This is a genomic window from Serratia fonticola (assembly GCF_001006005.1).
Classification (GTDB): Bacteria; Pseudomonadota; Gammaproteobacteria; order Enterobacterales; family Enterobacteriaceae; genus Chania; species Chania fonticola.
In genome coordinates this window covers 5559213-5580272 of record NZ_CP011254.1, presented here as the reverse complement: position 1 = coordinate 5580272, position 21060 = coordinate 5559213, and the positions used below count along the sequence as shown (strand labels likewise).

Annotated in this window: 14 protein-coding genes; 10 read left to right on the top strand and 4 right to left on the bottom strand. The window is 50.8% G+C overall.

What is annotated here, in order from left to right; genetic code table 11:
• The first annotated feature begins 10 nt into the window (after positions 1–10).
• Positions 11–949, top strand: a complete 939-nt coding sequence (locus WN53_RS24810; RefSeq protein WP_046808364.1) for a LysR family transcriptional regulator — start codon at positions 11–13, stop codon at positions 947–949.
• 75 nt (positions 950–1024) lie between these two features.
• On the opposite strand, the gene gadC is transcribed toward WN53_RS24810, so the two are convergent.
• Both gadC and gad read right to left on the bottom strand, forming a co-directional pair.
• Positions 1025–2563 carry a glutamate/gamma-aminobutyrate antiporter gene (gadC, locus tag WN53_RS24805; protein WP_024485172.1) on the bottom strand — a complete coding sequence of 513 codons (1539 nt, stop codon included), beginning with the start codon at positions 2561–2563 and terminating at the stop codon, positions 1025–1027.
• A gap of 100 nt (positions 2564–2663) precedes the next feature.
• Positions 2664–4064 (bottom strand): glutamate decarboxylase, encoded by a 1401-nt coding sequence (gene gad, locus WN53_RS24800; protein WP_024485171.1) that lies wholly within the window; start codon positions 4062–4064, stop codon positions 2664–2666.
• A gap of 490 nt (positions 4065–4554) precedes the next feature.
• On the opposite strand from gad, the gene WN53_RS24795 reads away from it, so the two are divergent.
• The 6 genes from WN53_RS24795 (at position 4555) to WN53_RS24770 (ending at position 11497) form a co-directional block, all read left to right on the top strand.
• Positions 4555–6021 carry a metal-dependent hydrolase family protein gene (locus WN53_RS24795; protein WP_024485170.1) on the top strand — a complete coding sequence of 489 codons (1467 nt, stop codon included), beginning with the start codon at positions 4555–4557 and terminating at the stop codon, positions 6019–6021.
• Between the two features lie 107 nt (positions 6022–6128).
• Positions 6129–6374 carry a YtcA family lipoprotein gene (locus WN53_RS24790; RefSeq protein WP_037375583.1) on the top strand — a complete coding sequence of 82 codons (246 nt, stop codon included), beginning with the start codon at positions 6129–6131 and terminating at the stop codon, positions 6372–6374.
• A gap of 11 nt (positions 6375–6385) precedes the next feature.
• On the top strand, positions 6386–7435 hold the full coding sequence (gene mdtN, locus WN53_RS24785; protein WP_024485168.1) for a multidrug transporter subunit MdtN: 1050 nt from the start codon (positions 6386–6388) through the stop codon (positions 7433–7435).
• The gene (locus tag WN53_RS24780) at positions 7425–9296 is read left to right on the top strand and encodes an FUSC family protein (protein ID WP_037412484.1); all 1872 of its coding nucleotides are present in this window, start codon (positions 7425–7427) and stop codon (positions 9294–9296) included. Before mdtN ends, WN53_RS24780 begins: the two co-directional genes overlap by 11 nt.
• On the top strand, positions 9293–10774 hold the full coding sequence (locus WN53_RS24775; RefSeq protein WP_024485166.1) for a TolC family protein: 1482 nt from the start codon (positions 9293–9295) through the stop codon (positions 10772–10774). Before WN53_RS24780 ends, WN53_RS24775 begins: the two co-directional genes overlap by 4 nt.
• Before the next feature lie 45 nt (positions 10775–10819).
• Positions 10820–11497, top strand: coding sequence for an SDR family oxidoreductase (locus tag WN53_RS24770; protein WP_024485165.1), 678 nt, complete (start codon positions 10820–10822; stop codon positions 11495–11497).
• Between the two features lie 111 nt (positions 11498–11608).
• Here the strand turns inward: WN53_RS24770 and WN53_RS24765 are convergent, their stop codons facing one another.
• Positions 11609–12931: a 6-phospho-alpha-glucosidase gene (locus tag WN53_RS24765; protein WP_024485164.1), complete on the bottom strand. Its 1323-nt coding sequence runs from the start codon at positions 12929–12931 to the stop codon at positions 11609–11611.
• Positions 12928–14550: an alpha-glucoside-specific PTS transporter subunit IIBC gene (locus tag WN53_RS24760; RefSeq protein WP_024485163.1), complete on the bottom strand. Its 1623-nt coding sequence runs from the start codon at positions 14548–14550 to the stop codon at positions 12928–12930. Before WN53_RS24760 ends, WN53_RS24765 begins: the two co-directional genes overlap by 4 nt.
• Before the next feature lie 295 nt (positions 14551–14845).
• Here WN53_RS24760 and WN53_RS24755 point away from each other — a divergent pair, with 295 nt between their 5' ends.
• The 3 genes from WN53_RS24755 to WN53_RS24745 all read left to right on the top strand — a co-directional run bounded on the left by WN53_RS24755 (position 14846) and on the right by WN53_RS24745 (position 20367).
• A complete protein-coding gene (locus WN53_RS24755) occupies positions 14846–15559 on the top strand; it encodes a GntR family transcriptional regulator (protein WP_037412480.1) in 714 nt (237 codons plus the stop codon).
• Between the two features lie 696 nt (positions 15560–16255).
• Positions 16256–18487, top strand: coding sequence for an AAA family ATPase (locus WN53_RS24750; RefSeq protein WP_046808362.1), 2232 nt, complete (start codon positions 16256–16258; stop codon positions 18485–18487).
• Positions 18469–20367: a UvrD-helicase domain-containing protein gene (locus WN53_RS24745; protein WP_046808361.1), complete on the top strand. Its 1899-nt coding sequence runs from the start codon at positions 18469–18471 to the stop codon at positions 20365–20367. The genes WN53_RS24750 and WN53_RS24745 overlap by 19 nt, the downstream gene beginning before the upstream one ends.
• Positions 20368–21060: the final 693 nt, after the last annotated feature.

Below are 21060 nucleotides of genomic sequence, written 5' to 3'. Positions count from 1 at the left end.
TTGTGAACAAATGGACAAACTTGCAGCCATGGCCACTTTTGTCAAAGTGGTTGAAACCGGAAGTTTCACTCGCGCGGCTATCGCCATGGGGCTTCCCAAAGCGCGGATCTCCCAGCGGATTAGCGATCTTGAGCGCGCCCTGAGCGTGCGCCTGTTGCATCGAACGACCCGGGCGTTGAGCCTGACGGAGGATGGCAGCGCCTATTTTGAGCGCTGCCAGCAAATTCTCGCGGAAATCGATGAATTGGAAGGGGGGCTCAGCGGCGGGGTAACAACGCCGAGCGGCAAGATCCGTATCGAGGCTTTGGCCTCGATTGCGCGTTGGATCCTTGCACCTCAGTTGCATGACTTTCAGGCGCGTTTTCCAGAGATCGTGGTGCGGCTTGCCAGCAGCGATCGCATCAGCAATTTGTTTGAGGAGGGTATCGACTGCGCTATCCGTGGCGGCATACTGGAGGACTCAACGCTGGTGGCCAGGCACGTTTGCGACGTGCAGATGGGCTTGTATGCTTCAGTGGATTACCTCCGTTCAGCGCGGGCTATCAGGCAGCCTGAAGATCTTCAGCATCATCGATGGGTTGGGGGTTTTGGCATTCAGCGCGGTAAGCAGCTTACCTGGCATCTGCAATCGGCAAACCGGAGCATTGCGGTAGTAGGCAACAGCAGTTTGCTGATCGAAGATCCTGATGTGGCTATGAGTGCCTGTCTTACCGGGGCAGGCATCTGCTCCGGAGCCCCCTTCGCGGTGGAAAGCTATGTGAAGAGTGGGCTCTTGCAGCCGGTGTTACCCGAGTGGCACTTTGCTCCACGGCCAATTCATATCATCTATCCCACCGGCAAGCATTTGTCGGTTCGGGTGAGAAGCTTTGTGGATTGGTCATTTGAGCTGATGAAAACCCATCCGCTGTTGGCGATGACGCCTCTAGCGCTGGCAAAATCACGGAATTGAGCCGCTTGCCGAGCTAATTAACCGGGGTGTAAAGAGGTGGATGGCGTTGCCGCACATCCACCCAATAATCGAGGATTAGTGAACCTTTTTACCATCGACAATGATGTGATGCGGGCTGCGAGCCTTCGGATGGATGAAGAAATGCCCTTCCTGAGCGCTATCCGTGCTGATTGGCACCAGCGTGATATTTTTCGCTCCGGCAGCTTTATTATGCAGTGCATAAATAATGAAGGGGATTACCAGCACCACCAGGAAGCACACGACCAGTAAACCGGCATAGACGTCGTTAGCTTCCCCACCCGGTAGCCCCGAAGGAGGGAAGAAGGAGACGACAAAGGCTACCAGAGAGGTCAGCAACCCAATGACCGCCACTGCAATTTTAACCCCATTGCCACCCGGTATATTAAAGGTGCGCTTGTTATTCGGCTGCTTGCGGATCAACTGGATATAAGCCAGGAATAACAGGAAATAGCTGCAAAGATAAATTACCACCGTCAGCGCCAGTGCAATCAGGAACGACATGTTATTGCCACCCCCGGTATTGGTCAGCACAATCAGTGCCACCGAGGTGATGAGTAACTGGGAAATGACCAGCACCACCGGGACGCCGTTTTTGTTCATTTTGGCAAAGCGGGCAGGCAGGATCCCTTGTTGTGCCGTCACTAACATCCCGCGGGAAGGCCCGACAATCCATGCAGCGATCTCAGCCAGCACTCCGAGGAGCAACAGCGCAGCGATACCGCGGATAGCCCATTCGAAACCCGTCCCCAAATGATTGATCAGCACCGTGAAGGTTTGCATCACGCCTGCAGAGAGGTTGATTTGCTCATGGGGTATTACGGCGGCAATGGACAACCCGCCGATTGAACTCAGGCAAATTGCCGCAAACATCAACAGCAGCATGGCGAGCGGATAATCGCGGCCCGGGTTTTTCATCTCATTGACGTGGGTAGCGGAGGCTTCCACCCCCATATAGCTCAGGATGAAGGCCACAAACACCACTAACGTGCTCATGCTGGTGAAGTCCGGCAAGAAGGTTTCGGCATTCATTTCAATCGCAATGGGAGCACCAGAGCGCAGATAAGTGACGGCCAGGATCACCAGAATTGCGGCTGGCAGCAGAATACCGGCAAAAAAACCAATCTTGGCGATGCGAGCGGTATTCTTGGTGCCACCAAACTGAGTCAAGGCCAGACCCCATAAAATAATCAGTGCGGCGACGGTCTTAACTATCGGATCGTTATTGAGTTCGGGCCAGTTAAGAATATAGGACAGCGCCCCTAGCACGAAGTAGAGCATCGGGATAAAGCCTATCGCGATTTGCAAATAGCCAAACGAAATAGCGGCAAACCCCCATTTCTCACCGAGGGTTTTAGAAACCCAGGTAAACACGCCACCTTCCTGCCAACCCTCAACCGTTGCCATTTCTGCGGCACACAATCCTACCGGAATGAACCACAGCAAGCCGCCAAGGATCAGGAAGAAGGTCAGTGAAAAACCAGAGGTTGCAAACGTTGGGTATTCGTAAACCGCCATCACCATTGATGCCGTTATGGCAAAAAAGCCCAACAGCGTGAGTTGTTTTGGCGCAGCGATGATTTGAGTGCTAGCCATGGCAATTCTCCTGGGACAAGCGAAGATGCTTGCCAGTTAATTTTTATGGTTAACAGGAGTGGCGAAGAGCAGGCCACTCCATTAACAGATCAGATGTGGATCAGCCGTGGTTAAAACCGGCCGCTTCATCTTCCGTAAGTGGATTAACGACCGGATGACTTTCGAAATGCTCAAGTGCTCGCTTCAGATCGTCAAGCAACAGGCTACCCAGGTCAAAACTCACGCCGTGGCGTACTAGAATACGCTGGATCACCAGATCTTCCCGATTAGCTGGCATGGAGTACGCAGGTACCTGCCAGCCGCGTGAGCGTAATTTATCGGCGAGGTCATACAACGTGTAGCCACCGATATTGGCGTCTTCTTTCAGTTTCCAGGCCAGCGCCGGGATGCCTTTACCACTGTCGCCATCAAACAGGATTTCAAACGGACCGAGCTTACCGATCTCGTCGGCAAGATACTGGGCCGTGGCATAGCAGGCGTTATGGACTTTGGCGTAGCCTTCGCGGCCAAGGCGTAAGAAGTTGTAGTACTGAGCGATGATCTGCCCACCAGGGCGTGAGAAGTTGAGCGCAAAGGTAGGCATATTGCCGCCAAGATAGTTGACGTTGAAAATAAGCTCTTCGGGCAAGTCTGCCGCTTCACGCCATACCACCCAGCCTGCACCCAGAGGGGCCAGCCCAAACTTGTGGCCTGAGGTATTGATGGATTTTACGCGGGGCAGGCGGAAATCCCATTCCAGATCGGGGGCACAGAATGGGGCAAGAAAGCCGCCGCTGGCACCGTCGACATGAATAGGAATATCCAGCCCGGTGTCTTGTTGCAGCTTATCGAGTGCGTCGCTGACCGCTTTTACCGGCTCGTACTGGCAGGTAAAGGTCACTCCGAGGGTGGGGACTACACCTATGGTATTCTCATCGACTCGTTTCAGTACCTCTTCCGGGCTCATGATCAGACGATCGCCTTCCAGAGGGATTTCTCGCAATTCTACATCGAAATAACGCGCGAATTTGTGCCAGCAAATTTGCACTGGTCCGCAGATCATATTGGGTTTATCGGTTGTCAGGCCCTGCGCGGCACGCTTTTTGCGCCATTGCCATTTCAGCGCTAACCCACCCAACATAGCGGCTTCTGACGAGCCAATGGTGGAGCAGCCCAGCGTAGTGCCCGGCGACGGTGATTTCCACAGGTCGGCCAACATGCGTACGCAGCGGGCTTCAATTTCGGCCGTTTGTGGATACTCGTCTTTATCAATCATATTTTTGTCGATGGACAGATCCATCAGGTCGCGAATTTCTTCATCAACCCAGGTCTGGCAGAATGTCGCCAGGTTTTGCCGTGAGTTACCGTCTAACATTAATTCATCGCGGATAGCACTAAATACGTGGCGAGGATTTCGCTCTGCGTCTGGAAACCCCGATTTCGGTAGTGAAATGGCCAAATCTATCGAGGAATAAACATCATCATTAACATTGCTGTTATTTTTCTGGTTGCTGTTACTCATAAAAACCCTCTTGATTTTTATATGTCAATATACTCGGCAGGATCACGTAAATCCGTCCCCTGTGCTCTACTAACGCCATCAAGTCTTGGCGTTAATTCTAGAACATTTTTTGAAAAAGACAGGGAATCATCATAAATATAATATTTAACCAGTAAAATCAGTAGGAAAGTGGCTTTTCTTGTTGGGCGTTTTGCCAATATTTTTTAAGCGGGAGTGTGGTAATTCATAGGGGTAGTTGCACTCGGATTTTTATGTCAGTAATTTAATCATTGTTACGTCATGGTTATAATAACATTAAATCTGTTAATGAGACTTTTCTCTCAATTGACAAGGTAATTCCCATGTTATCCACTGCAATCTAATGGTTTATTAATGAGGATATAAAATTATCGAAAAATAAAGCATTGTGAGGATTACGTTCTACAATTACTCTAAACAAAACCTGCAGTTACCCGCGAAGTCGGTTTGATTTGATAAGGAGTGATGTGTCATGCAGCAAAATCTCATGTTTCAGCCTGCCTGCGAACATTCTGAGGCATGCCTATGCCACAGCCCGGCATTTGTACGCATTAATACGGTATTAACCCGACAGGCGGCGAAAGCGCCGCCGATAACGACAGCCACGGTCGCAGCAGCAATACCTGCAGGACAATCCACGCATTCCAATGCCACCGCAAGCGCTACGCAGTTGAAAGCGTTTATCAACGTACGGATTTTTGACGGGGTTTCTGACCAACTGCGCGAGGGCATGCAGGTTATCGTTGAAGGCAACAAAATCAAATCGATTGAACCTGCTGATACGCCTCCGCCAGCGGAAGCAACGATTATAGACGGCAAAGGTGGCGTGCTGATGCCCGGCCTGATTGATGCGCACTGGCATGCCATCATGGCTCGCCCTTCCATGATGACGGCGATGACGGCCGATTTTAACTATATCCAGGCGCTGGCGATTGCCGAAGCACAGGCAACGCTGCTGCGTGGGTTCACCACGGTCCGCGATATGGGCGGGCCGGTGTTTGGTCTGAAACGTGCGATTGATGAGCAGATTACGGTTGGCCCGCGCATTTACCCGTCCGGGGCGTTCATTTCCCAGACCGGCGGCCACGGTGATTTTCGCATGCTCAGCGAAGTCCCACGCGCACCCGCGGATTCTCTGAGCTATATCGAACGGGTAGGGATAACTGCCATTGCCGATGGCGCCGACCAGGTGTTGTTGCGTGCCAGAGAACAACTGATGAGGGGGGCATCCCAGATCAAATTTATGGCCGGTGGCGGTGTCGCCTCGCTCTATGACGGCATCGACGTAACTGAAGGCTCCGTGCCCGAAATCCAGGCGGCGGTGACCGCTGCGGAAAATTGGGGTACCTACGTGACCGTTCACGCCTATACGGCCCGCGCTGTCACCATGGCAATCAAAGGCGGCGTGAAATGTATCGAACACGGCCAGTTGGTGGATGAGCAGACCGTGGAGCTCATGGCGCAAGAAAACCTATGGTGGTGCCTGCAACCTTTCCTGGACGATGAAGATGCCGTACCGATGGCGAATCCGGCTTCACGCGCCAAGCAACTGGTGATGTCCGCCGGAACCGATAACGCTTACCAACTGGCGAAAAAGCATCACATTAAGACCGCCTGGGGTACCGACACACTGTTCGACGCCCGGCTTGCCACACGTCAAGGAGCCCAGCTTGCCAAGCTGATCCGCTGGTATACGCCTCTTGAAATTCTTAAAATGGCTACCAGCGTCAATGCCGAACTTTGCGCGCTCTCCGGCCCGCGTAACCCTTATCCCGAGAAGCTCGGGGTGATAGAAGCAGGCGCTCTGGCCGATATGATCATTGTCGACGGCGATCCGCTAACGGATATTCAACTGCTGGCCCAGCCTGAGGAAGCATTTCAGATGATCATGAAAAATGGGCAAATTTATAAAAATACGCTGGAAAACAGCGCGGTTTAGTACAGCGCCGCAATGCGGTTTTGGGAGATAAAATGGCAAGCGCACACTCTTTTCGTCAGCGTAGGGGGCCTGTGTTTTTTCGTTCTGGCCATACGCGTTATGGAGCGTTGGCCTTATTGCTGGTCAGCACCTTTAGCCTCATCGGGTGTCGTGACTTTGGTGCGCCAGCATTTTCCTTGCTCGGCTCTTATTTCCCCGCCTGGCTAGCCTGTGCTGGGATTGGCCTCGTGGTGGCGATAGGGGCGCGCGTTCTGCTGATTTTTGCGGGAATTGACGAAGTTCTGCCGTGGCGGTTATTCGTCTATACCTGCCTGGCGCTCGCCGTAGCCTTTATGTCATCGCTTTTATTCTAAGTGCGCTAAAAATGAACACCTTAAAACAACAGGGCAATAAACGTCGTATAGCGATCGTCATTGGGGTGGTTATCGTTATTGCTGCCGCTATTTCAGGGTGGCTGACGCTGCGTCAAAACTCGTTAAATCCTACGTCGCAAGATACGGTCATCGGTGCCAGCGTGGTGAATGTCAGCAGCTCCGTACCTGGGCGTATTCAGTCCATTAATGTGACAGAAAACGGCAAGGTTCAGCGGGGTGAGGTGATGTTCACCCTCGATCCCACGATTTATCGTTTGCGGGTCGAGCAGGCGCGGGCGGAACTGCAGATGGCGCAAGCCGCCTGGGATACTCAGCACCGCACGATGATCGCAGAACAATCTAATGCAGCGATCACCGACGAGCAGGTTAACCGGGCGCGGGCCAACCTTAAGCTGGCAACTCAGACGCTGGCACGTATTCAGCCGCTGCTGGGCAAGGGCTATGTCACCGCCCAGCAGGTGGATGATGCCCAGACCGCCAAACACGATGCGGAAATCAGCCTGAAACAGGCGCTGAAGCAAACCGTCGCTTCGCAGGCATTAATCAGCAGCGCTGCGGAGTCTGAGGCTCTGCTCAGTGCACGCCGCGCCGCATTGGCCATTGCCGAACAAGAGCTGGAAAATACCCAGATACGAGCGCCGCACAATGGCCTGGTGGTGGGGCTGAATGTTTCGGCGGGGGAGTTTGTGATGCCGGACCAGGCGGTATTTACGCTGATTAATAGCGACCACTGGCACGCTTCGGCATACTTTCGCGAAACGGAGCTGGCGCACATCAAACCGGGGGACTGCGCCACGGTATATGTCATGGCCGATCGCCAGCGTGCGATTCAGGGCAGAGTGGAGGGCATTGGCTGGGGGATCAGCTCCGAGGAGCAGTTTAACATTCCACGTAATCTGCCCTATGTCCCGAAATCGCTGAACTGGGTGCGGGTCGAACAGCGTTTCCCGGTGCGGATCAACCTTAAAGATCCGCCGGCGGAGTTGATGCGAATTGGTGCCAGCGCGGTAGCAATAGTACGAGACGACCATGGTTGCTGACCGCCCCTGGGGCAGAATGTTGCGCCAGGTGAAGCGCGATTTGGCCTATTTCCCTGGCCGATTGGCGATGGCCTGGCGGGTCGGTGCGCTTTGCGCGCTAATGACGCTGGTGGCCATGCTGTACGGTATCCCCGAATCAGCGATTAGCTGCTATCTGATTTTGTTCGTGATGAAACCAGACGCCGCCGAAAGTATGGCGATGGCCATTGCGGTGACCTTGCTCGTTTCCATAGTGGTGGGGCTGATCTTGCTGATCCTGCCTTATACCCTGGAGTCTGCGCCTTTACGCATGGCGGTGCTGGTGCTTAGCTCGTTTGCCTTTCTCTGGCTAGGCTCGGCGAGCAAGCTCGGGCCGGTGGGCAGCATTATTGCGCTGGTGATCGCTTTTATAATGTCGCTGCTTGGCGATGCGCCGAATGGAGAGTTAGCGGTGCGCGCGGTGCTGTATGCCTGGCTGATGGCCGCATCACCGATGCTGCTACTGGTAGCCTTTAATCTTTTCATCGGGCGGCCACCCTGGAAACTGCTACGCGCAAGTCTGGCAGAGCGCTTAGAGGTTGCCGGTGCGGCATTACGCCACCCGGATGCCCCCAGCCTGCATAAAGTAGAGGAGCTGCTGCGGGAAGGGCAGAGCGAGCATCAACAGCGGGCTATGCTCGTGCGCATTTTCCATCTGCGTCCCGCCGCAGAGGCCGCCTGGTTAACCGCCGCCGTCAACAGCAGCTATCGGTTACTGTTGGCCATTTCAGCCGTCAATAAAACCGTACCGGCGTTAATTCGCCCTGAATTGGCCGACTGGTGCAGTTCTGCAGCCGAGGCTATTACCGCAGGGCGGATGATTGAACCCCCTGCGTTTAATCAGAGTGGGAAAAATGACGAAGTCACCCGCGCGCTGGTGCAACTTGCAACGCCAGATAACGCGGTAGACACCAGTGCGCCAAAAGCCTCGTTTTTAGCCGCAGACGCCTTTACCAATCCCGTCCATCAGCAATTTGCCTTAAAGACCACGGCGGCCAGCGTAATCTGTTATCTCGCCTATACCGCACTGGACTGGCAGGACATTCATACCGCCATGATCACTTGTTATGTCGCCGCGCTAGGCACGGCGGGGGAGACGGTGCACAAGCTGACGTTACGCATTGTTGGCTGCCTGATAGGCGCATTGATGGGCGTGCTTTCGCTGATTTTTATTGTGCCGTCGCTGAGCGATATCGGCCAGTTAATGGCGCTAGTGTTCGGCGCGCTGCTGCTCAGTGCCTGGGTATCGAGCGGCAATGAGCGAATTGCTTATGCGGGCATACAAATCGGACTGGCATTTTTACTGACCGTGTTACATGGTTTTGGGCCGAGTACGGATTTGGGCGTCGCGCTCGACAGGGTGCTGGGGATCCTGCTGGGGAATCTGGTGGTGTATTTGATATTCACTTACGTGTGGCCCGTCGCCATTGCTGATTTTGTCCGCACTCGCATCCGCAGCCTGGTCGCAGAGTTAAGCAATCTGGCCGCATTGGCGCCAACAGAACGCCCGGCAGCGATAAGACAGGCGGCAGAGGTTGAAGAAGAACTGACTACGGCACGGGAGGCGCTAAGACTGGTTCCTTTTGAGCCAAGATCGCTACGCCCCTCTCCCGAAGAATACCGGCGTCTGCAAGCGATCCTTGGCGAAATGGAAAACCTCTGTCCGGCGCTGTTTTTGCCCTTTGAAAAATCCTCCTCCGATGTGGAACGGCTTAGGCGACTTTCCTCGAGCAGTGGAGTGATTAATCCCTCAGTGCCGACAGGCAGCAATAACGGTTTGCCACCCGCCGTTGAACTTGAGATCCAACAAAGCATCAGGCGACTTGAGGAACTTCTTGGATGAAGCCGCGCACTCAGATTTTCAAAATACGAACTCTCAGCACGGCAGTGGGGCTGTGTCTGTTAGCAGGCTGTGCCACGGACCAACTGGCGTTGGCCCCGGCTAGCCCTTCCTCTCCCTGGACACCTGACGGCATTAACAGTCATGAATTTGCTGTTCCGGCTAATCCGGCGGTAGCGGAGCTCCCTGCACCGCCTGCGATCAACCAGCAGCAGGTCTACCAGTTACCCGAGCTTATCGACATCGCCCAGATGCAAAACCCGGATACCCGCATCGCCTGGCAGCAGGCGCGGCAGGCTGCGCTGGGTGTCGGCATGGCTGAAGCGACATTTTTGCCAATGATTTCAGCCAGCGTCATCGGTGGTTATCAAAGAACGCACACGCCGTTGCCCTATGACATTGACGGCCAACACGATGTGGATACCTCCGGCAGCGCGGTAGTACCGGCACTGGCGTTACAGTGGTTAATCTTCGATTTTGGCCAGCGTAGCGCTTTGCAACAGGCGGCCAAGCACACCTCCTATGCCGCCAACGTCGCCTTTAACGGCATGCATCAAAAGATTATTTATGATGTTACGCGCAGCTATTACCAATACGGTGCGGCCCAATCGCGCCGCAAAATAGCGCAGGAGACGCTGCGCAATAGCCAGAAAATCCTCGATGCTGCCCTGGCGCGTAACAAAAATGGTGTCGCGACAACGGTGGAAGTCGCGCAGGCACGCCAGCAGGTCGCGCAGTCGGAACTGAATCGCGTTGTGGCGCAGGGAACGGAACGTGACGCATGGCAGGCCTTACTGGCGGCCATGGGCATTTCTGCCTCATCGCAAATCAAAGTGGGCTATGCCGAGGATAAACCTTTGCCGCAGACGGCCAGTGCGCCAACCCAGCAGATGATTAAGCTGGCGCTCTCCCAGCGGCCAGACGTATTGGCAACTTATGCTGCTGCCCAGGCCGCAACCGCAGGCATCAAGGCGGCAGAGGCGGACTTTCTGCCTAAGGTCTATCTTGCCAGCGCGGTCGCGGGTGGTGATGGGCGCTTTGATATGCAGGGATTGCCGCCCATTGGTCAGCAAACGTCCTCCTCTAGCATTCTGTTAGGCGTTACCGTACCGCTTTACGATGGTGGCATACGAGCTGCCCGCGTGAAAGAGGCCGAATCACGTGCCGCCGTGGCAAATGAGACCTTCCAAAAGACGCAGGAGGCTGCAGTTCGTGAAATTATCGTGGCGGCAGATACGTTGCAATCCGCGCTAGAAGCCAACCAGGCAGCCTTGAACCTGGTAAAAACCGCGTTCATTACCTACGACGCCGCGCTGGAGTCTTATCGCAACGGCGTGGGGACCATCACCGTAGCCAACGAGGCTGCCAATGGTCTGCTCTATGCGCAACAGGCGAGCACCGATGCTCATGCGGCAGCATTGATCGCGGCGGCTAATTTAGCCTTTGTGATGGGCAAAATGACTCACGTTGACCAGGAGTAATTCAGGGGTGGTCAACCAACAGCTATCGACATAAGGAAGAAAAGCATGACATCTCCATTCTCGGCACTGATCATCGGTGCGTCACGCGGAATAGGTTTAGGCATTGTCAGGCAGCTATCCATGCAGGGCTGGCAGGTAGTTGCAACCTGTCGCGGCGCGGTGCCTGCCGATAGCCCGGCTGACACGCAATGGCTGAAGTTAGATATCAATCAACAGGATGAAAGGATTGCCCTGAAAGAACGGCTGTTGTCACAACAATTCGATCTTATCTTTATCAACGCAGGTGTTTACGGGCCTGCCCATCAGGACGTTGCCCAGGCGAATGATGATGAGATCGTTGAACTGTTTATGACCAATACCTTTTCCCCGGTTCGCTGTGCGGCAGCGTTAATACCGCTGGTGAAACCGCAAACCGGCGTGATGGCGTTGATGACCTCGGAGTTGGGCAGTTTAAACGAGAACGATGCGGCGACCTATCCGCTGTATGCCGCCAGCAAGGCTGCTCTGAATATGTTAACGCGCGGATTGCGTGATACCACCGCACAGCGGGAGGTGACTTTGCTGTCGGTGCATCCGGGCTGGGTACAAACGGATATGGGCGGAGCTAATGCCACGCTGACTGTCGAACAAAGCTGCTCTGGCATTGTGAGCCAGGTTCTGGCCTGGCGCGGAAAAGGAGGGCATCACTTTATTGACTATGCAGGCAACGTGTTACGTTGGTAAAACACGTTTTTGTAGGGCGCAGTATGCTGCGCCCATTTAACTCCGGTGCCAATCTTCCCCTCCTCGGCCTGTACAGGGATTAAGGGAGGGGAAAGTGGTAACGCTATCCTCTTACTTCAATTCAGGCCAGTAGTCCTTGTTCGCCTCGATCAAGTCATCAAGTATTGCTTTGGCAACTGATGCGCTAGGCACGGTTTTCGACAGCGTAATGGCTTGCCACAGTTTCTGATAAGAACGCTGTTCCCAGGCATCGACCACCAGTTTTTCTACCGCCACCTGCTGGCTCATCAGCCCTTTCTGGAATTGCGGGATATTGCCAACCACCAGCGGTTGCGGGCCACTTTTGCCAACCAGGCAGGGGATCTCGACCATGGCTTCCGGATCGAAGTTATTAATAGCGCCGTTGTTTGGCACAATCAACAGCATGCGCTCCTGGGTGTTGAAGGCGATGGCAGTTGCCAGATCGACGATGTAGGAGGCATGCTCGTCGATTTCCAACTCACCTGCCGAGGATTTCCCCGCCTGGATAATGGCATTGCAGGAGCCGAAAACGTGCTTCTCGCGGTGATCCATGACCTCGTTAGCGCGGGTACGCTCCGGGTTGGAATGCTCCACTACGTAGTCCGGGAACAGATAGTATTTCAGATAAGTATTTGGGAAAGTTTCTGGATCCAACGCCCAGACATCTTTCGCTTTGGCAAAGGTGTCATTCCAACTAGCCTCTGTACCATGTTCATCTGATGGCGGAACGTAGCCAAATTTAGCCACGTATTCGCGGATTTTAGGCATCAAGTCGTTGCCCTGAAGATCCTCAATAGACGTCCACCAGCCGAAGTGGTTCAGCCCGTAGTAACGCACGCGCATCTCTTTGCGGTCTTTCAGGCCAGCAATTTGCGCCATGCGGCTTTCAATGCCGATGGGCATATCGCAGATGTTGAGGATTTTCGCCGTTGGGCGCAGACGACGGGTTGCTTCTGCCACAATCGCCGCCGGGTTGGAATAGTTCAGCATCCAGGCGTTTGGCGAGTATTGCTCCATGTAGTCGGCAATTTCCAGCACGCCGCCGATGGAGCGCATGCCGTAAGCAATTCCACCTGGCCCGCAGGTTTCCTGGCCAAGCACGCCGTGGCGCAGAGGGATTTTTTCGTCTTTTTCACGCATCGGGTATTTGCCCACGCGGATGTGTGCCATCACGAAATCCACATCGGTAAATGCCACTTCGGGGTCGGTGGTGTAGCTGAATTCGATGTCTGGTGCCTGCTCTTTCAGGATAATTTTGCACGCTTCGGCAATGGTTTCCTGGCGCGCACCATCGTTATCATAGAATTTCAAGGCACGCAGCGGGAAACGATGCTGGTTTGCCAGTAACATCAGTACGATACCAGGAGTGAAGGTGCTGCCACCGCCAGCTACAACTACAGAGAATTTATTCATGATACTGCCTCCGTCATGGATTTAAGTTCGCTCGAAGAAGCGTCTTTCATCAGGTTTTCGATCTGGTCGCGGACCTGCGGGACGTTCAGCCCCACAATCACCTGTATACCGTTGCCGCGTCGCACCACACCGTGGGCACCCAGCGCTTTAAAAATGTCGTCGCTTTGCGTCAGCGACATATCCACCAGGGCAATACGCAGGCGGGTCGCACAGTTGTTAACGCTCAGGATGTTGCTTGCTCCGCCAAGTGCTTCGAGAAAACCGGCAGCCTGGCCTTGTTTGGTTTCTTTCGCTGCCGCTGCCGTAGTTTGCTGGCGGGATGCTTGATAGTCCGCCTTGCTGTAGAGCTTGATTTCAGCCTCTTCGCGGCCCGGCGTTTTCAGATTGAAACGTAGAATCAAGGTGCGGAACACCAGGAAGTAGATCCCGGTAAAGGCAAGTCCAATGCCAATCTGAATAAACATCATTGATGCGTGGTTGTGGAACATCGGGATCCAGTTTTGCGGCAGGAACTGGTCAAGCAGACCACCGCCCATGTTGCCCACCACGCCGCACATATACATGACCGTCGCCATGGTAGCGGCCAGAAATGCGTGGACGACAAACAGTACCGGTGAGATAAACAGGAAGGTAAATTCCAGTGGCTCGGTAATGCCGACCAGCATCGCCGTTAACGTGGCGGGGATCAGCAGGCCTGCTACCTTCACTCGATTTTCAGGTGCCGTGGTGGCGTAGAGAGCCAGCGCAATCCCCAGACAGCCAAACACCTTCGAGTTACCGTGCAGCGCAAAGCCGCCTTCTGGGAACAGCGTTTTCAGCGGCAGCGTGCTCTGACTGAACTCCTGCAAATGCTGCGCCCAATAAACCTGAATGCCTCCTTCCACGACTGCCGGACCATAGACAAATGGGCCGTAGATGAAGTGATGAAGCCCTGTCGGGATCAGGATGCGCTCAAGGAAGGTGTAAACCCACACCCCGAGCGAGCCAGCGCTGCGCAGGAATTCCTGCAGTGATTCAATCCCCATCTGTACTTTTGGCCAGCCGAACAGGGTTAGCCACGCGCAAGGGATCATGACGAAGAAGGCAACAATGACGACGAATGAACTGCCTTGGAAAATACCGAGGAAAACGGGAAGTTGTTTATCGAAATAGCGGTTGTGGATAGCGGTGACCAATCCGGAAATCACAATCGCCCCGATAATACTGGTATCGAGAGTTTTGATGCCGGCAATCATCGTGAGCCCGGTTCCCGCCACCGGGTCGACGTTAAAATCAACGCCAAAGTACTGGCCCCAGGTCATTCCCATTGCGTTAATGAAGTAGTTCCAGGTCATGAAACTGACTAGCACGGCCAGGCAGGCACGGCCCTGAGCCTGCTTTGCCAGGCCAATCGGTAAACCCACGGCGAAAATCAGTGGCATATTACGAAATACCGTCCAACCGCCTTCTTCAATAATGTGGACGATTTGCGCAAATAAGTTATCGGGTGCAGTGAGCGCTTCGCCGACAAACATCGGGTTACGCAGCATAATGGCGATACCGACCACAATCCCGGCAAACGGGAACAGCAGGACTGGGGTAAACATTGCGCCACCAAAACGTTGTATTTGACTGAGCATTTTAAATCCTCATGTAACAACCTGTAGGGGAAGTGACCTTATTCTTTAACGCGGGTCTGAGAAGCAGAGTAGGGAGTACGTGAGGGGTTATCTTTGTCCGTCGCACCGATTCGTGATCGCATTCATGGTTTTTGTTTGCACCAAGTTGTCTACTTTTCGTCATAAAACTGTACACGACGATTTCGCTTGGAATTTTCACTTGATGAGGGTGTTTGCAACCTCAATAAAAACAGCCTATTAATTTATAGGGTGTGGATTATTTAAGCGCAGCGCGAAACTCCAGAGAGGTCTATCAGTGATCTACAAATCCATAGCCGACAGGCTACGCATTCGGCTCAATTCCGCCGATTATCATATTGGCAGCCCATTGCCTGCTGAGGTTCGCCTGGCGGAAGAGTTTGGCGTCTCCCGCATGACCCTTCGCAAGGCGATAGATTTGCTGGTGGGATGGGGATTGGTGGAGCGCCGCCACGGTAGCGGCACGTATGTCGCGAAGAAAGATGTGCATCATGAAACCACCAACCTGACCGGATTTATCGAGGTGATGCGCAATCAGGGTAAGGAAGTGGTAAGCGACGTGCTGGAGTTTACTATTATGCCCGCGCCACCCGCTATCGCCAGCCAGCTGCGCATCAAGATTGATGAACGGATCTACTACTCGCGACGGGTTCGTTCGGTGGACGGCAAGCCTCTGATGGTAGAAGACAGTTATATGCCCGCGAAGCTCTATCGCAATTTGTCCGTTGCCCACCTGGAGGGATCAAAATTCAGCTATATCGAAGATGAATGCCACATCATCGTGCGCGGCAATTATGAGAGCCTGACGCCTGTACTGGCCGATAAAAAGATGGCGAAGCTGCTGAATGTCGATGAACAGACACCTATTTTGCGCATCACCTCGCTGTCATACAGCGACAGCGGCGATTTCGTGAATTACTCGGTGATGTTCAGAAATGCCAGCGAGTACCAGGTGGATTACCATTTACGGCGGGAGCATGTGAAAGTATAGGTAATAGGGGCGAGCAACGATGAGTTTTGGGCAAAACAGACGGTAACGAGGAAACTAAGCGACGATTTTGGGAATGTTCGAAGGTATACGGATTGGATGACTATAGAACTTAAGTTTGGCTCCTCTGGTTGGACTTGATGCGTATTTTAATTCTTTGATAAATAAGTATTATTCATAATTAAATGGCGATTGAAGTACCGGCATAAGCCCCTAAAAAATGATATTGCAATAATTTCGATGCTGGTCTCATTTATACATGACTGTATCGTCTGAGAAAACGTAATAGGGTTACCCAATCATGTATAAAGTGTGAAGGACTCTGACCGTTTAAATGGGAGAACAGGTTCGAATCAGATATAGCTCATGACAGGGTCTACCGGCGATAATTACAATGCATACTGTGAAATCGTTGGTTAAAATGGATGTAGGTCCTAGCAAATCTTGCAATCAAAAATCTTGACGTACAACTCAGAGTACGATTGCTTTGCCAGACTGAACAACATGGCTGTTCGTTGGGATATGAAGATCAGACTTGTGAAGGCCAGCTAGCCATCCCACGCCGAGTGTTCAAGGCGTATGACACAGGTTATACTTCTACTTACCTAGATCTTCAGAACAAAGATGAATAATGAGTAGTGCGCGGCTTTGGTGAGATCTATATACTTGGGGCATTAAAAGACGATTGCGAGTAAAACTGTGAAGCTGATCAAACTACAAATCAAAAATTTTAGATCACTAAAGAGTTTACAAGTTGATATCGAGGAATACTTGTCGATCATTATTGGCAAGAATAATTCTGGTAAAACGTCGCTTCTACTGGCACTTGAGCGTTTTCTAGTAAGCGCGAATCCACGGTTTGAGCTGGACGATTTCAATATTAGTTTTCAAAAATACCTTATTAATTTAATCAAGAATAAGGAACAACCAGTCGATCCCTTCCCATTCTGTGGTATCTCGCTTAGACTGTTCATCGAATATGGCAGTGATGATGATCTAGCCAACGTCGGTAACAAAGTCATCATGGATCTTGACCCTGAGAATCGCTGGATCGTATTGGATTTTCTATACCATCTATCTTCAGAGAATCTTGACCTGCTGAAACGTGACTATAAGGTTCACTGTGATAAGAAAGGGCTTAAAGCCAAAGATGCGCTTTCGTTCCTTCAGGAAAATCATAACCACTACTTTAGGCTCGCACGCCGAAGCGTTCAGTTCGACCATTTGACGAAAAAGGTACAAGAGGATACGTACGTCGATCTTATCAAAGAGGGCGTTCGGGTCGAAGAGATCATTTCCTTCAAGCGGATCAATGCTCGCAGATCTGTTTCAAACAGAGATTCGGATCGAAGTTTGTCAATGATGTCTGCGAAAATATATTCAGCGATGTCAGCTGACGTGGGTGAGGAAGAGGTTTTTGACAGTTTTAAGGAAGCTTTGAGTAACACCGATGTTCAACTCGATGGTATTTATGCCGGCCTTTTCAAAGATGTAATTTCCGATGTTCAGAAATTCGGCGGCCTAAAGGAAGGGGATGCTCAAATCCAGATCAGGTCGACTTTACAGCATCGTGAACTGCTGGAGGAAAACACCACTGTGATGTACGGGCAGGGAATCGAAGCTCACGTTTTACCTGAAAATTACAATGGGTTAGGTTATCTAAACCTGATCAGTATTATCTTCGATATCAAAATCATTCTTAATGAGTTCAAGCGGGGAACGTCGCCGAAGCCTGCAGATATAAACCTGCTGTTTATTGAAGAACCTGAGGCCCATACACATCCTCAGATGCAGGCAATATTCATTAAAAATATCAAAAGTCTAGTCGGTAGAGCTATAACTAATGCCAATGGTATCACTAGACCACTGCAGACAATATTATCGACGCACTCAGCCCATATTGTAGCGGAATCCGATTTCGATGATATAAAATACTTCAAGAGAAGTGATGGCGAAACTCAAGCTAAAAACCTTAGGGACTTAGCGGTTCTTTATAAAGCAGTTGGGCGTAACGGACATTATAAATTCTTGAGGCAGTATTTGACGCTTCATAGATCGCAGCTTTTCTTTGCAGATAAAGCGATTTTGGTTGAGGGGGATACTGAGCGTATTTTGTTATCAGCAATGATGAGGAAAAAAGATCAGCTTGACGAAGCGAAGGCATGGGAAACAGGCTCTCAACTCCCGATCCCATTGCTTTCACAAAACATCTCGGTGATAGAGGTTGGTGCCCATTCGCATATTTTTGAAATATTTTTGGACTTTATCGGAATAAAGACGCTCATTATCACAGATATAGATTCAGCGATTGAAGTACCTCGTCTTAATGACAATGGGCAGCCGAAACTTAATAAGGATGGTGAGCCAATTAAAGATCCCCATTCTCATGCGGTTACGAATGCGACACACACGACAAACCATGCGCTTAAGTTTTTTTTCGGCGTAGGGTCAGAACTCGCCTATTTCCTTGGTCTTACTATTGGGCAAAAGACTGTTCGCAAGAACGAAGTATCTCACTCTTGGGAGGTAAATCCTGATGGTCAGGTAATGTGCGTATACCAAGTTTCGGAGAACGATGCTGATGGCAACGAGTATCATGCACGTAGTTTTGAAGATGCGTTTTTTCACACTAACCGTTCATTTATGCAGAATGCTTGTAACGATGACGGTGAAGTTGAAACGATAAAATTTCCGAGCTTGGTTGTGAAATATCTCAAGCAGTATATTAAAGGTGGATCTTCTTTTGATATGGCCGAGAAAGGAATTTCAAAAAAGCCGTCGTTCGCGATCGAAATCCTTCTCAATAGTCAGTCGGAGAAGTTGACGAAGTCGAATATGACTGGTGAGACGAAGGAGTTTGTCGTTGAATGCAACAATTGGTGCACGCCGCAATATATTGAGGAGGGGCTCACATGGATCAAGGCGGACTGAAATTGGAACCGGAAGTTGTTGACGTACTCAAGCACGTCAGCGATGGGAAGAGTTTTCTGCTCAGCGGAGGGGCGGGAAGTGGTAAAACTTATTCTTTAGTCCAGATCATAGGTGAACTCCTAAGGACTGATCCTAGCGCTTTCATCGCATGTATCACATATACTAATGCTGCTGTTAGAGAGATCGAATCCCGTATTTCCAACGAGAGGCTTTCAGTCAGCACAATTCATGATTTTTTGTGGAGCGCGATCAGCCCCTATCAGGCCGCTCTACGTACAGTTTTGATCGAGTTGATGGGTTGTGAGCCACCCAAGATTAATCCTGGTAGTACTGTTGTGTCCGACGATATGTTTTCTGGGAAAACCATTGAATATAAAGAGTATAGAATTCTAGATCAGGGGATTATTTCTCATGATGAAATTATTATTCTAGCTCGAGGCATTTTTGAAAAATATCCAAAAATTCGAGACATAATGCGTGATAAGTTTCGATACATATTGGTTGATGAATACCAAGATACTGCTCCCGATGTTGTGACTATTTTGCTCGATCATCTTTCTCAAAGTTCGCGCAAAGGAGTCTGCGGTTTTTTTGGCGATACAATGCAATCTATTTATGATGAAGGAGTTGGTTCGATCCAAAGTTACGTCGATAGTAAAATGGTGGCAGAGGTTAAGAAGAGACAGAACCGCCGCAATCCGCGCTTAGTTTATGAGTTAGCGAATCAACTTCGAACCGATGGTTTGCTACAGCATGCGTCAGAAGATGAAAATGCCCCTAACATGAATGGGTCTACTGCCAAAGAGGGGACTATTCATTTCTATTACTCTTTTGGTGAGACCGATAAACTGGGTGAGGTTCGCAAGATTCTGAAATGGAACTTCGATGAGGTATTGGAAACTAAGGAACTTAATCTGACCCACAATCTTATTGCGCCCCAAGCTGGCTTCAGTAACCTAATGGAAATATATGACAAGGATGGAGTCCTGGCTTTTAGAGACCGACTAGTGAGTTTCATCAAAAAGTATGATGATTTAGAGTGTTACGACGGCTTTACATTTGGAGAGGTTGTAACAGCCCTTCAGAAGAACAAAGCTGGGAAAGAGCTGGCATCTGTCAGTCCTACATCACAAATGCAAAAGTTTATTGATACCCATCCAGGTTTACTTGATGAAGCAAAGGAGCATGATTTCAATGTGTTCCGACGCATGTACGTTGATAAAGACCTGCTCATCGATGACAAGAAGCAAAGCGAGGAAGATATTGCACGGAAAGGGTCTCAACGATGCGACTTCATCAAACATGTATTCAAGATACAGACCGTAGTTCATCTTTATGAGCAACGACGATACAACGAATTCTTAAGAAGAACAGAATTTCAGCTTAATCGCGTTGATGACAAAGTGCGGCTGAAGAGATGCATTGAGACGATTGGTGCGATGAGAAATAGTCCAATCATAGATGTTATTGATTTTGCCCATGAGCACGGCTTATGCGTCAAAGACGACCGGTTCCACGAATTTCGTCAACGAAAGGGTTACCTTTTTAACAGACTCGTTGGTGTGGAATATTTAGCTTATAAAAATCTTTATGAGTATCTGGAAGGACGAACGGCGTACTCGACTCAGCATAAAATTAAAGGTCGAGAATTTGACCGTGTACTAGTTGTTTTAGATTCAGGAGGCTGGAATAAGTACAACTTCAATTACCTTTTCGAAAGTAATGGCACAGATACGGTTCGTGAACGGACACGAAAATTATTTTATGTATGTTGCACGCGTGCGAAAGACACTTTAGCCGTTTATTTCCGTAACCCATCAGTTGCAACCCTTGTCCAAGCAAGGGCATGGTTTGGTGCTGACAATGTCATTGAGGTATGAGCAATGTTTGAATAAATCTTAGGTCTATCACAATAGGCTGAACCTGGACCGCGGACTACACCATAATTTAATTTAAAATTAGTGTCTAGGAAAACGGCAAATGATACTGGCTATAGCCGTTAACACGAATGCGTTTATCACTTACCATCTAAATGATGGTGATGCAGACTCATATAGGAAATTCAGATGCAGTAGATAGATGAGAAGGATCTTGCGGTCTTGGCTAAACGCACTGACACGCATGCATTGTTCGTCGATATGGTTGCCGATCTCATACGCGCAATTATGTCGGATGCAAATCGTTATCGCATTAGGTTAGCAGGGATCAGAGAATGACAGTTCACCAGTAGTGACATGTTCTAATATGTAAGAATCTGACCGATGCGAGTCCTGAACGGAGCCCCAAAGTACGCTAGCTGTTAGTAGATTTACATTGAGCAGAGTGTAATTTGATTTGCGAAAGGGGGATTTTAAATTTATACGCCATGGGCAGCAGTAGCTTTCCATTGCGTTAAATTTGACTCCTCTGACTGGGCTCGAACCACGAACGCTCTGTTCATCAGCGCGTTGCTCCTTTGCCCCAGGACGATTCCATTTAGCGCGGTGGATACGACAGATTAGTTTTCAATGAAACCTTTGGTTGCCCATATATGGGGAATTGTTTACAGCCCAATGGGCTGATTTGGTTGCCTC

Bases quoted from the DNA above. Each gene is read 5' to 3' on its own strand.
- WN53_RS24810 (WP_046808364.1), top strand. From the start codon at position 11: ATGGACAAACTTGCAGCCATGGCCACTTTTGTCAAAGTGGTTGAAACC.
- gadC (WP_024485172.1), bottom strand. From the start codon at position 2,563: ATGGCTAGCACTCAAATCATCGCTGCGCCAAAACAACTCACGCTGTTG.
- gad (WP_024485171.1), bottom strand. From the start codon at position 4,064: ATGAGTAACAGCAACCAGAAAAATAACAGCAATGTTAATGATGATGTT.
- WN53_RS24795 (WP_024485170.1), top strand. From the start codon at position 4,555: ATGCAGCAAAATCTCATGTTTCAGCCTGCCTGCGAACATTCTGAGGCA.
- mdtN (WP_024485168.1), top strand. From the start codon at position 6,386: ATGAACACCTTAAAACAACAGGGCAATAAACGTCGTATAGCGATCGTC.
- WN53_RS24780 (WP_037412484.1), top strand. From the start codon at position 7,425: ATGGTTGCTGACCGCCCCTGGGGCAGAATGTTGCGCCAGGTGAAGCGC.
- WN53_RS24775 (WP_024485166.1), top strand. From the start codon at position 9,293: ATGAAGCCGCGCACTCAGATTTTCAAAATACGAACTCTCAGCACGGCA.
- WN53_RS24770 (WP_024485165.1), top strand. From the start codon at position 10,820: ATGACATCTCCATTCTCGGCACTGATCATCGGTGCGTCACGCGGAATA.
- WN53_RS24765 (WP_024485164.1), bottom strand. From the start codon at position 12,931: ATGAATAAATTCTCTGTAGTTGTAGCTGGCGGTGGCAGCACCTTCACT.
- WN53_RS24760 (WP_024485163.1), bottom strand. From the start codon at position 14,550: ATGCTCAGTCAAATACAACGTTTTGGTGGCGCAATGTTTACCCCAGTC.
- WN53_RS24745 (WP_046808361.1), top strand. From the start codon at position 18,469: ATGGATCAAGGCGGACTGAAATTGGAACCGGAAGTTGTTGACGTACTC.